11 protein-coding genes are annotated in these 12007 nt (G+C 59.6%); 2 read left to right on the forward strand and 9 right to left on the reverse strand.

What is annotated here, in order from left to right:
- Positions 1-84 precede the first annotated feature (84 nt).
- From msrQ to ACYYKW_RS00030, 6 genes are all read right to left on the reverse strand, one after another.
- Positions 85-708, reverse strand: a complete 624-nt coding sequence (gene msrQ / locus ACYYKW_RS00005; protein ID WP_464989148.1) for a protein-methionine-sulfoxide reductase heme-binding subunit MsrQ — start codon at positions 706-708, stop codon at positions 85-87.
- The gene (gene msrP / locus ACYYKW_RS00010) at positions 708-1721 is read right to left on the reverse strand and encodes a protein-methionine-sulfoxide reductase catalytic subunit MsrP (RefSeq protein ID WP_464989149.1); all 1014 of its coding nucleotides are present in this window, start codon (positions 1719-1721) and stop codon (positions 708-710) included. The genes msrQ and msrP overlap by 1 nt, the downstream gene beginning before the upstream one ends.
- A 63-nt stretch (positions 1722-1784) precedes the next feature.
- Positions 1785-2642 (reverse strand): CDP-diacylglycerol--serine O-phosphatidyltransferase, encoded by an 858-nt coding sequence (gene pssA / locus ACYYKW_RS00015; protein WP_093098311.1) that lies wholly within the window; start codon positions 2640-2642, stop codon positions 1785-1787.
- Positions 2643-2790: 148 nt separating this feature from the next.
- Entirely contained in the window at positions 2791-3807 is a 1017-nt protein-coding gene (ilvC, locus tag ACYYKW_RS00020; protein ID WP_003228216.1) for a ketol-acid reductoisomerase, read from the reverse strand.
- 46 nt (positions 3808-3853) lie between these two features.
- On the reverse strand, positions 3854-4345 hold the full coding sequence (gene ilvN, locus ACYYKW_RS00025) for an acetolactate synthase small subunit (RefSeq protein WP_003176102.1): 492 nt from the start codon (positions 4343-4345) through the stop codon (positions 3854-3856).
- Between the two features lie 2 nt (positions 4346-4347).
- On the reverse strand, positions 4348-6072 hold the full coding sequence (locus ACYYKW_RS00030; RefSeq protein ID WP_090288639.1) for an acetolactate synthase 3 large subunit: 1725 nt from the start codon (positions 6070-6072) through the stop codon (positions 4348-4350).
- 399 nt (positions 6073-6471) lie between these two features.
- Between ACYYKW_RS00030 and ACYYKW_RS00035 the strand changes: the two genes are divergently transcribed.
- Entirely contained in the window at positions 6472-6888 is a 417-nt protein-coding gene (locus ACYYKW_RS00035; RefSeq protein WP_093098308.1) for a DUF4124 domain-containing protein, read from the forward strand.
- A gap of 19 nt (positions 6889-6907) precedes the next feature.
- On the opposite strand, the gene ACYYKW_RS00040 is transcribed toward ACYYKW_RS00035, so the two are convergent.
- Genes ACYYKW_RS00040 through mrcB form a run of 3 tightly spaced genes read right to left on the reverse strand, consistent with a single transcriptional unit; the run spans position 6908 to position 10333 of the window.
- The gene (locus ACYYKW_RS00040; RefSeq protein ID WP_093098305.1) at positions 6908-7243 is read right to left on the reverse strand and encodes a YqcC family protein; all 336 of its coding nucleotides are present in this window, start codon (positions 7241-7243) and stop codon (positions 6908-6910) included.
- A complete protein-coding gene (locus ACYYKW_RS00045; RefSeq protein WP_090286311.1) occupies positions 7243-7992 on the reverse strand; it encodes a tetratricopeptide repeat protein in 750 nt (249 codons plus the stop codon). Before ACYYKW_RS00045 ends, ACYYKW_RS00040 begins: the two co-directional genes overlap by 1 nt.
- Before the next feature lie 16 nt (positions 7993-8008).
- Positions 8009-10333 carry a penicillin-binding protein 1B gene (gene mrcB / locus ACYYKW_RS00050; RefSeq protein WP_464989150.1) on the reverse strand — a complete coding sequence of 775 codons (2325 nt, stop codon included), beginning with the start codon at positions 10331-10333 and terminating at the stop codon, positions 8009-8011.
- 116 nt (positions 10334-10449) lie between these two features.
- Here mrcB and ACYYKW_RS00055 point away from each other — a divergent pair, with 116 nt between their 5' ends.
- Entirely contained in the window at positions 10450-12006 is a 1557-nt protein-coding gene (locus ACYYKW_RS00055) for a bifunctional aminoglycoside phosphotransferase/ATP-binding protein (RefSeq protein WP_464989151.1), read from the forward strand.
- Position 12007 lies beyond the last annotated feature (1 nt).

The raw sequence follows: 12007 nt of genomic DNA on the forward strand, positions 1-12007 counted from the left end.
ACTCGTTGAATCTCAAGGAGTTTTCCGTTTCGACTGCGCCGGAAGTGGGGCGAATTATAGACACCTCAGATCTGCCGTCAACCGTTAATTTCGCTTTTCTTGCAAAACCTGCTTCCCGACCTTTAAACGCGGGATCCTGCGCATCACCGGTGGAATACGCAGAACGAGCAGCACTCCACCTATAAAGGCATAAATCGCCCACTCCTCGAGATCTGCACGAACGATCCACAACATATGTAGCAAACCCAGACCCAGAATCACGTAAACCAAGCGATGTAACTTTTTCCAGCGGACACCCAGCCGACGCTGACTGTAGCGATTAGACGTCACCGCCAGTGCCAACAAGCCAAGAAAACCCAAAGCCCCAACGATGATGTACGGCCGCTTGCGTAATTCGACCGCCAGTTGCGACCAATCGAAGCCAAGGATGAATGCCAGATAGCTACTCAGATGCAAAACCACATAGGCAAAACACCAAAGCCCCAACTGCCGGCGCACGGCGATCCACCCAGCCCACCCGGTCAGCTTCTGTAGAGGCGTCATGCTCAAGGTGATCAGCAGCAGGATCAACGTGCCCAGCCCCAGCCGATCGACCAGGACTTTGCCGGGATCAGGCCCCAGCGAATCTTCCAAAGCTTGATACAACCACAGCAACGGCCAGATGGCCGCTGTAATGAACACGCCTATCCGCCAGTACGGGAATCGCATCAATAATTCTTCCGTAGATCGAGCCCTGTATATAAAGAAGCGACTTCATCCGCGTAGCCGTTGAACATCTGCGTATCACGCACGTTCGGTTTGAACAGGCTGTTCGGCAAACGTCGCTCGCGTGCCTGCGTCCAGCGCGGGTGATCAACGGTCGGGTTGACGTTGGCATAAAAGCCGTACTCATTCGCGGCGATGCTTTGCCAGGTGGTCTTCGGCTGCTCGCTGACCAGACTGATGCGCACGATGGACTTCACACTCTTGAAGCCGTATTTCCACGGCACCACCAGACGCAACGGAGCGCCATTCTGGTTCGGCAACTCGCGCCCATACATCCCGACCGCAAGGATCGCCAGTGGATTCATCGCCTCGTCCAGTCGCAAGCCTTCGACATAAGGCCAGTCGATCAAGGCGAAACCCGAGCGCTGCCCGGGCATGCTCTTCGGATCCTGCAGGGTTTCGAAGCGAATGTACTTGGCCTTGGAGGTCGGCTCGACCTGCTTGAGCAATGCCGAAATCGGAAAGCCGATCCACGGAATGACCATCGACCATGCCTCGACACAGCGCAGACGGTAGATGCGCTCCTCGAGTTGATACGGCTTCATGAAATCTTCCAGCGCATAACGTCCGGGCTTGCCCACCTCCCCGTCCACCACAACGCTCCACGGCTCGGTTTTCAGCGACCCGGCGTTCGCTGCCGGATCGCCCTTGTCCGTACCGAATTCATAGAAGTTGTTGTAATGAGTAGCGTCTTTATAAGGCGTGATCGCCTCATCCTTGACATTAACCGCGCCCCATTGGGTAGAAGGAAGCTTTTCGGTAAACCAGGCCGGCGCTCTGCCAGGTTCGACATCGGCGTACCGCGCGGCATCATCGGCGCTGGCCCAACGCGGCAGACTGCTCATCGCAATGCCGGCCGCTGTGGCACCGAGTAATTGGCGACGCGAAAGATAAATGGATTCAGGCGTGACATCCGACTCATGGCAGTCGGACGCTTTAGGGACTTTGATCAACATGGCAACTCCGCAGCTTTGGAGGACTGATGCACCCATTGACTGCGGAGTATGCGGGAAATTACATCACTCGGCTTTTTTGTGGCGACGAAGACGCAACAGATACTGCACCGGCCCGGAAGCGGCATAAGCAAGGAACACCAGCAGCAGGATTCGCGGCGGATCGCTGAACACAACGGCGAACACCAATACCACCGCCAGGATCGCCACGAACGGCACGCGTCCTTTCAGATCCAGCTCCTTGAAGCTGTTGTACTTGATGTTGCTGACCATCAACATGCCGGCCGCAGCGACCATCAGCGCCACCAGGAACGACATCTTCGAACCCTGGATGCCGTAATCGCTGAACGCCCAGACGATACCGGCCACGACGCCAGCAGCCGCCGGACTTGCCAGACCGATGAAATAGCGTTTGTCAGCGGTACCGACCTGAGTGTTGAAGCGCGCCAGACGCAACGCCGCGCCTGCTACATAGATGAAGGCGACCATCCAGCCGACCTTGCCCATATCACCCAGCGCCCAGCCGAACGCCAGCAACGCCGGGGCGACACCGAACGCGACCATGTCCGACAACGAGTCGTACTCGGCGCCGAAGGCACTTTGCGTATTGGTCATGCGCGCCACACGACCATCGAGGCCATCGAGCACCATGGCGACGAAAATCGCGATCGCGGCAAAAGCGAAATACTTGCTCGCGTTCGCCGAATCACCGGCGCTCAACGCAGCCTGGGCACTCATCGAATTGATGATGGAATAGAAGCCTGCAAACAGGTTTGCAGTGGTGAACAGGTTCGGCAGCAGATAGATACCACGATGCCGGACTTTACGACCTTCCGCGTCGTGCCCTTCTTCGATGTGTTCATCGACGGGCAGCAGACTTTCGGCGTCAGAAGCCTTGTTCGGCTCTTCGGGACGTTCGCTCATGGACATTACCTTGCAACGGTTTGGAGAAAATTCGACAGAGGCTTGAGGACGACAGTTCGGCCACAAACGATGCAGCTTTATACCAGAACCACCGCCTCAAACGAAAAAACGCGGCCGAGGCCGCGTTTTTCGTACAAGCAACGACGACTTAGTTTTTGGCTTTGTCGACGATCTTGTTGGCACCGATCCACGGCATCATGGAGCGCAGTTGCTCGCCGATGATCTCGATACCGTGAGCGGCGTTGTTACGACGCTTGGCGGTCATCGAAGGGTAGCCGGTTGCGCCTTCGCTGATGAACATTTTGGCGTATTCGCCGTCCTGAATACGTTTCAGGGCGTTGCGCATGGCCTGACGGGATTCGGCGTTGATCACTTCCGGACCCGTCACGTACTCGCCGTATTCAGCGTTGTTGGAGATCGAGTAGTTCATGTTGGCGATACCGCCTTCGTACATGAGGTCAACGATCAGTTTCAGTTCGTGCAGGCACTCGAAGTAGGCCATTTCCGGCGCGTAGCCAGCTTCAACCAGGGTTTCGAAACCGGCCTTGACCAGCTCAACGGTACCGCCGCACAGAACGGCTTGTTCGCCGAACAGGTCGGTTTCGGTCTCGTCCTTGAAGGTGGTTTCGATGATGCCGGTACGACCGCCGCCAACGCCGGCTGCGTAGGACAGTGCAACGTTCTTGGCGTTGCCCGAGGCGTCCTGGTAGATCGCGATCAGGTCAGGGATACCACCGCCCTTGACGAACTCGGAACGCACGGTGTGGCCTGGAGCCTTCGGCGCGATCATGATCACGTCGAGGTCGGCGCGCGGCACAACCTGGTTGTAGTGAATCGCGAAGCCGTGGGAGAAGGCCAGGGTGGCGCCTTTCTTGATGTTCGGCTCGATTTCATTCTTGTACAGCGAAGACTGGAACTCGTCCGGGGTCAGGATCATGACCAGGTCGGCTGCAGCAACAGCGGAAGCCACGTCGGTCACTTTCAGGCCGTGGGCTTCGGCTTTGGCAACAGTGGCCGAACCTTTACGCAGACCAACGGTAACGTCGACACCGGAGTCTTTCAGGTTGCACGCCTGGGCGTGACCCTGGGACCCGTAACCGATGATGGCAACTTTCTTGCCCTGGATGATCGACAGGTCGCAGTCTTTATCGTAGAAAACTTTCATGAATTTCCCCTTATATCCGGCCATTCAGGCCATGCGCTAATTTGGTTTAGATGCTGAGTACTTTGTCGCCGCGGGCGATGCCGGTCACGCCGCTGCGGACGGTTTCCAGAATCGATGCGGTGCCGATGGACTGAATGAAGCTGTCGAGCTTGTCGCTGGTACCGGTCAATTGAACGGTATAAACGCTGGCGCTGACATCGACGATCTGTCCACGGTAAATATCGGTGGTGCGTTTGATCTCGGCGCGCTGGGCGCCAGTGGCCTTGACCTTGACCAGCATCAGCTCACGCTCGATGTGAGCGCTTTCCGACAGGTCCACCAGCTTGACCACTTCGATCAGCTTGTTCAGGTTTTTGGTGATCTGCTCGATGACTTCATCGTGGCCCACGGTGGTCAGCGTCAGACGCGACAAGGTCGGGTCTTCGGTCGGGGCCACGGTCAGGCTTTCGATGTTGTAGTTGCGCTGCGAGAACAGGCCGACTACGCGAGACAGAGCGCCAGGTTCGTTTTCCAGAAGCAAGGAAATAATGTGCCGCATGATTAAGTACGCTCCGTCTTGCTCAACCACATATCGCGCATCGAGCCGTCTTTGATCTGCATCGGATAGACGTGCTCGCTGGTGTCGACCGAAACATCGATGATCACCAGGCGATCCTTCATCGCGAACGCTTCTGCCATCTTCGACTTCAAGTCTTTCGATTCGGTGATGCGTACGCCAACATGGCCGTAGGCTTCAGCCAGCTTGATGAAGTCCGGCAGCGATTCCATGTAGGAGTGCGAGTGACGGCTGCCGTAGCTCATGTCCTGCCACTGGCGAACCATGCCCAGCACACCGTTGTTGAGGATGACGATTTTCACCGGCAAGCCGTATTGCAGGCAGGTCGACAGCTCCTGGATGTTCATCTGGATACTGCCTTCGCCGGTGACGCAGGCAACGTCGTCGTCCGGGAAGCTCAGTTTGATGCCCATCGCGGCCGGCAGGCCGAAGCCCATCGTGCCCAGACCACCGGAGTTGATCCAGCGGTTCGGCTTGTTGAAGGTGTAGTACTGCGCAGCGAACATCTGGTGCTGACCGACGTCGGAGGTCACAAAGGCATCGCCCTTGGTCACTTCGCACAGGGTTTCGATCACGGTCTGCGGCTTGATCTTGCTGCCATCACCCTTTTCGTAAGGAAACAGGCCGCGATCGCCACGCCATTCATCGACCTGCTTCCACCAGCTGGCCACAGACTCCTTGTTCGGGGTTTCGCCGATTTCCTTGAGAATCGCGACCATCTCGGTCAGCACGCTCTCGACCGGGCCAACGATTGGCACGTCGGCCTTGATGGTCTTGGAGATCGACGCCGGGTCGATGTCGATGTGGATGATCTTGGCGTTCGGGCAGAACTTCGCCGGGCCGTTGATCACACGATCGTCGAAACGTGCGCCGACGGCGAGAATCACGTCGGCATGGTGCATCGCCAGGTTGGCGGTGTAGCTGCCGTGCATGCCGAGCATGCCGATGAACTGGCGATCGGTGCCAGGGAAGCCGCCCAGGCCCATCAGCGTGTTGGTCACCGGCAGGTTAAGCATTTTTGCCAGTTCGGTCAGCGGTGCGGAACCGTTGCCGAGAATCACACCACCGCCGGAGTACAGCACCGGACGCTTGGCCGCCAGGAGCATTTCGGCTGCCTTGCGGATCTGCCCGGAGTGACCGCGTACGGCCGGGCTGTAGGAACGCAGCTTGGCTTTTTTCGGGAAGATGTATTCGAACTTCTCGGCCGGGTTGGTCATGTCTTTCGGGATATCGACCACGACCGGGCCCGGACGACCGGATTGCGCCAGGTAGAACGCCTTCTTCATGACTTCCGGGATCTCCGAAGCGTGCTTGATCATGAAGCTGTGCTTCACGATCGGCCGGGAGATACCGATCATGTCGGTTTCCTGGAACGCGTCGGTGCCGACCATGGTGCTGGGCACCTGACCGGAAATGATCACCATTGGAATCGAGTCCATATAGGCGGTGGCGATACCGGTGATGGCGTTTGTGGCGCCCGGACCGGAAGTCACCAATACCACGCCGGCTTTACCGGTGGCACGGGCGTAGCCGTCAGCCATATGGGTTGCCGCTTGCTCGTGACGAACCAGGATGTGAGTCACTTCCGGTTCTTTGAACAGGGCATCGTAAACATGCAGGAGAGCACCACCCGGGTACCCGTAGATATATTTGACGCCTTCGTCACGCAAAAAGCGGACGAGCATCTCACCGCCAGATAAAAGCTCCACGTTGTTCACCTCTAAAACGCCAGAATACCGTCCACAAAAAAGGGGCGGGTCTTAATAGGTTTACTTCTCGGCAGAGCATGAGCGACGGTGGTCGCCGACTACGTCAGCACTGACTGAGCAAGTATTGGGATCGTCCCAAGTGTTGCGGGCCTTTCCCACCCAGCGCGAGGTAACGCGTTGCGGGTGTAACAGGTCGGCGCGGATGTGCGCCTCATGATCTACCGAGTGGGTCTGCTTCTGGCAGTCCCTCTACAGCGGACTTTGGATTCTTCTGTTTCGCCCTCTGCAAGTCAAGTCGTCTGTGTGGTTAATTGTGGGTAAGCACATGAGAACGCAAGAAAAAACCTGAAAAGCGCTACTCTGTTAGCGTCAATTGCGCAATTTTGCCAAGGAATCAGCATGCGAACGCTTCTCCTCACTCTGCTGATCGGCCTAAGCCCGTGGTGCTCGGCCGCTCAAATCTACAAATGGGTCGATGCCCAGGGCGTCACCCACTTCGATGCGCAGCCGCCTGCGGGCCAGCCATCGACCACCGTGCAAACGCCCTCCTCGCCACCGGCAAAACCTTCGGCCATGCCGGGCAGCGGGGTACTCGGCGATCAGAAAGCGATCAACGACAAGGTCAAAAAGCAGGTAGCCGAGCAACAGGCGCAGCTCCACGCGTTTTGTGAGCAGGCACGGACCAACCTTGCGCAGCTGCAAAACAATCCGCGTTTACGAGAAGAGGTCGAAGGACAGTTGAAGCGGCTTGACGATGCGCAGCGTCAGGAGCGCATCGCCGAAGCGCAGAAGCAGATTGAGCAGAACTGCCAGTGATCACTGGCAGTTCTGCGGGTCAGCGTGAGGCGGTGATCAGCAGGTCGAACTCTTTGAGCAGCACCTGCAACTGGCGGTCCTTGCCCCCAAGGTTGCGCTGGGCGAAGACCATCTCGGCCATTTCCTGAATCCCCGAGGCATTCGGCAACGGCAGATCCTGCTCCAGAATCATCTTCATGCGCGGCAAGAAGATCCACTGAAGCCACTGCTCAAAGTCCAGCGTATCGACGGAAAACGGCTCGACACTGCTCAGGGCTTCGGCCGAAGGCTCAACCTCGTCCCACCAGCCCTGGGTGCGCAGCTCACGCTCGATCAGCAGCAACTGATCAGCGACTTTCGGGAAACGGGCATCCATTACAGCGAGACCTTGGCCTTCTGCCGGGCCAGCGTGGCGCCGGCGGAATCGCCTTGTTTCTCACGGGCCTGAGCGATCAACTCCCACAGGCTGGCTTGTAGATCCGGACGACCGTTGGCCATGGTCAGCGCACGACGGGCAAATTGCTCGGCTTGCGGCGCATCGCCCTGAGCCATGCGCACCTGCGCGAGGCGATAAAGCACTTGCGGCTCACGCGGCGCAACGCGCTGGGCGCGCTCCAGACTCGACGATGCACCGTTGAGGTCGCCACCGGCCTGCTGCTGTTGTGCAGTGGTCAGCAGGGCCAGCACCGGGCCGTCCAGCTGCTCATCGGCTGACAAGCCACCGCCGCTGCTCGCGGAAGGAATACCGCTCGGCGTCGACGGCATGCTGTAGCTGCCGGCGTTGACCGGCGCCGATTCGACCGCCGACGGGTTGTACGGCCCCGACGTGATACCGCCGGATGCCGGGCCCGGAACGATTGGCGAAGAACTGATCGGTGTCGACACGGCCGCGCCGCCGCCCGGCACCATCACCACTACACCGGTATCGCCCTGCGGAATGGCCTGGGTCTGGCCCTGCACCGGGCGCTTGACCGTCGTCTGACGGAAACCGCCGTTGGCACCGATACGCTCGCTGTTGGACACCGCTGTGCCGGAGTCGACTACGGGAATCGAACCACGCTGTACGGTAGAGCAGCCGCTGAGCAAAGCCACGGCGGTCACCGCTGGAATCAACCACTTGTTCACTTGAAACCCTCTTTGCTTAATTCATCCAGCCCTTGACCCAATCCATCACCGACTCCGGCGAGGCAGGCGTTTCGCTTGCGCACGCGGCGCCGGGTGGCGGTTCGCTGCCGCGAATATACGGCATCTGTACCGCGCCGGGGCAGTTGGCATCGGAGCCTTGCCCGGTGCGCGAATCGACCCAGGCCTGCACGACGTTGTCCGGCTGCGGCATGTCCAGCGGCAGCGGATCGGCCTTGCGCATGAAGCTGGTCCAGACCTGCAGCGCACCGGTCGCCCCGGTGAACGGCGTCTTGCCATTGTCGTCGCGACCCAGCCAGACCACGGCCAGCAGGTCCTGACTGAAACCGGCGAACCAGCTGTCGCGCGAATCGTTACTGGTACCGGTCTTGCCGGCCAGCGTCAGCGTCTTGGGCAACACGTTATAAACCGAACTGCCGGTACCTTCACGCATCACGCGCTGCATGGCGTTCTGGATCAGATAGATGGAGGCCGGGTCGAAACGCTGTTGAATCTGGAACGGATAACGCTTGAGCGGCTCGCCTTCGGCGGTCAGTACGCTGCGAATCCCGCGCATCGGCGTGTTGAAACCACCGTTGGCCAGCGTTTGATACATGGTCGCCACTTCGATCGGGGTCATGCCGCCGGCACCGAGAAGCATCGACGGGAACGCCGGGAACTCGCGGGTTACACCGAGGCGACCGAGAGTCTTGAGCACGTTCGGCACACCGACTTCCAGGCCCAGACGCGAGGTCGACAGGTTGTAGGAATGCGCCAGCCCTTGATAGAGGAACACGGTGCCATGGGAACGGCGATCGTAGTTCTGCGGCTTCCACACCTGCCCGTTCGCGCCTTTGACCGACAACGGCTCATCCGACAGCCAACTGGTCAGGGTGTACTGGCTCGGTTTTTCCAGCGCGGTCAGATAAACCGCCGGTTTGATCAACGAACCGATCGGCCGCACCGCATCCAGCGCGCGGTTGAAGCCGGCGTAACTGGCCTGACGGCTGCCGATCATCGCCTGGACTTCGCCGGTTTCCGGGTTGGTCACGACCATTGCCGCTTCAACGTCATCGGAGCCTTTGCGCCCGGACAGGCGTTTGAAGGTGTCGTTGACCGAGGCTTCGGCCTTCATCTGCAGAATCGGGTCAAAACTGGTGAAGATGCGCAGGCCTTCTTCGGTCAAGTCTTCGTCGCGGTAATCCTCACGCAACTGACGTTTGACCAGATCGATGAAGCCTGGGTACGAGCTGTCGGCCAGCTTGCCGCGAGTGGTCACGCCCAGCGGCATTTTCTTCGCCGCCTCAACCTGCTCCGGCGTGGCTACGCCCTGCTGTGCAAGCACGTCGAGCACCAGGTTACGGCGCTCCAGCGCGCGCTCCGGATTACGGCGCGGGTTGTAGTAGGACGGGCCCTTGACCATGCCGACCAGCAACGCCACTTGATGCAGCTTCAGCTCGGACAATGGCTGGCCGAAGAAGAACTGGCTGGCCAGACCGAAACCATGCACCGCACGTTGACCGTCCTGCCCGACGAAGACTTCGTTGAGGTAGGCCTCAAGGATTTCCTTCTTGTCGTAATGCAGCTCCAGCAACATCGCCATCATCGCTTCGGTGAGCTTGCGGGTCAGGCTGCGTTCGCTGGTCAGATAGAAGTTCTTCACCAACTGCTGGGTCAGGGTACTGCCGCCCTGGGTCATCTTGCCGCCAGAGGTGTTGACCCACACCGCACGGGCGATCGATTTCGGCGACACGCCCCAATGGCTGTAGAAATCGCGGTCTTCGACGGCGACCAGGGTTTCGAGCAGATACGGCGGCACCTGATCGAGCTTGATCAGAATACGGTCTTCAAGATTTTTCGGATAAATGCCGCCGATCAGCAGCGGTTCCAGACGCACCACCGACAGTTTGGAGCCGTTGGCCGCCGACAGCTCGGCGACGTAATCGCCAGAGAAACGCACACGCACCGGTTGCGGTTTTTCCAGGCCTTCGTAGAACTGGAAGCCACGGGTATTCAGGTCAACCGTGTTGCCGCTGACGGCAGCAGCGCCGGGGCCATTGCTCACGGCTTCGCGGCGATAGCCGAGGGCATCGAGTTCGGTGAGGAAATCGTCCTTGCTGAGCTTCTGTCCGACGAACAGCTCGAGCGGGCGCGCGTATACCTTGGCCGGGATGGTCCAGCGCTTGCCGGAGAACTTCTCCTGCACCACGGCATCGAGGTAAACGGCAAAGCCGGCCAGCACGACGAGGCCGACCAGACTGAGTTTGATGGCCCAGCTCAGCCACGGGCTCAGGCCCTTGGACGGTGGTTTTTTCTTGGTACGGGGGGATCGGGATCGAGTCATGGCGGCGGATTATACGCACTTTATCGATCCTCAACAGGCACCCTCAGAGGTTTGCGTCCGGCGGGCAAGCGGCCATAATGGCGACCTCGAATTTCCCCGTCTCTGAAGGATCGCCCGTGAGCCAGTCCCTGATCGCTGCCCTGCAAAACCCGGCCCTCTACCCGCACCCTGTCGAAGGATTTCAGGTCATCGAAACCCACATCTCGTGGGTGATCCTCACCGGCCCCTTTGCCTATAAAGTGAAGAAGCCGGTGAATTTCGGCTTCCTGGACTTCACCGGCCTCGAATCCCGCGCGCATTTCTGCGCCGAAGAGCTGCGTCTCAACCAGCGCCTGACTGAAGATTTGTATCTGGAAGTGTTGCCAGTCACCGGGAGCGTTGAGGCGCCACAACTGGGTGGCGACGGTGCACCGATCGAATACGTGCTGAAAATGCGTCAGTTCCCGCAGACTGGCCTGCTCAGCACCCTGCAAGCTAACGGCGAGCTGACCACCCAGCACATCGATGCGATGGCCGAGCAGATTGCCCGCTTCCACCTCAACGCGCCGAAAGTCCCGGCCGAGCATGACGCCGGCACCCCGGACAGCGTAATGGCGCCGGTCGCGCAGAACTTCGACCAGATCCTGCCGTTTCTCAGCGACAAAAACGACCTGCTGCAACTCGAGGCGCTGAAAGCCTGGGCCGAAAGCAGCTTCGAGCGTCTCAAGCCACTGTTCGCCGAGCGCAAGGCCGCGGGTTTTACCCGTGAATGCCACGGTGACATCCACTTGGGCAACGCCACGGTCATCGACGGCAACGTGGTGATCTTCGACTGCATCGAGTTCAACGAGCCGTTCCGTTTCACTGACGTCTGGGCCGACACCGGTTTCCTCGCGATGGACCTGGAAGACCGCGGCCTGAAATCCCTGGCTCGACGTTTCATCAGCCAGTACCTGGAACTGACCGGCGACTATCAGGGCCTTGAAGTGCTGAACTTCTATAAAGCCTACCGCGCGCTGGTCCGCGCCAAGGTCGCGCTGTTCAGCATGCCGGCGGACGCAACCGCCGTGCAGCGCGCCACCACCCTGCGCCAGTACCGCAACTACGCCAACCTGGCGGAAAGCTACAGCACCATTCCTTCGCGCTTCATGGCGATCACCCACGGTGTTTCCGCCGTTGGTAAAAGCCACGTGGCCATGCGCCTGGTCGAGGCACTGGGTGCGATCCGCCTGCGTTCGGACGTCGAGCGCAAGCGCCTGTTCGGCGAGCAGACCGTCACCAACGACGTACAGGCCGGGATTTACAGCGCCGATGCCAGCGCCGCGACCTACGCGCGCCTGCACGAAATCGCCGAAGTGATCCTGCACGCCGGTTTCCCGGTGGTGATCGACGCCACTTACCTGAAACGCGAGCAGCGCGACAATGCCGCGAAAATCGCTGAGGCCACCGGCACGCCGTTCCTGATCCTCGACTGCCACGCACCGCAAGCGGTGATCGAGAGCTGGCTGGCGATGCGTCAGGCCGACCATAAGGACCCGTCCGACGCCACCCTGGCGGTGATCGAAGCGCAACAGGCCAATCGCGAAGCGCTGACGCCGGAAGAGATTCTGCGCAGCAAACGAGTGCAGACCAATGAATCCGGCACGCTGGATACCGTGGTCGCGCAGATTCGTCAGCGCCTGCCAGGCCTGTAAG

This window comes from Pseudomonas sp. 15C (genome assembly GCF_055484735.1).

Coding starts and splice junctions, on each gene's coding strand:
- msrQ (WP_464989148.1), bottom strand. CDS start 708: ATGCGATTCCCGTACTGGCGGATAGGCGTGTTCATTACAGCGGCCATC.
- msrP (WP_464989149.1), bottom strand. CDS start 1,721: ATGTTGATCAAAGTCCCTAAAGCGTCCGACTGCCATGAGTCGGATGTC.
- pssA (WP_093098311.1), bottom strand. CDS start 2,642: ATGAGCGAACGTCCCGAAGAGCCGAACAAGGCTTCTGACGCCGAAAGT.
- ilvC (WP_003228216.1), bottom strand. CDS start 3,807: ATGAAAGTTTTCTACGATAAAGACTGCGACCTGTCGATCATCCAGGGC.
- ilvN (WP_003176102.1), bottom strand. CDS start 4,345: ATGCGGCACATTATTTCCTTGCTTCTGGAAAACGAACCTGGCGCTCTG.
- ACYYKW_RS00035 (WP_093098308.1), top strand. CDS start 6,472: ATGCGAACGCTTCTCCTCACTCTGCTGATCGGCCTAAGCCCGTGGTGC.
- ACYYKW_RS00040 (WP_093098305.1), bottom strand. CDS start 7,243: ATGGATGCCCGTTTCCCGAAAGTCGCTGATCAGTTGCTGCTGATCGAG.
- mrcB (WP_464989150.1), bottom strand. CDS start 10,333: ATGACTCGATCCCGATCCCCCCGTACCAAGAAAAAACCACCGTCCAAG.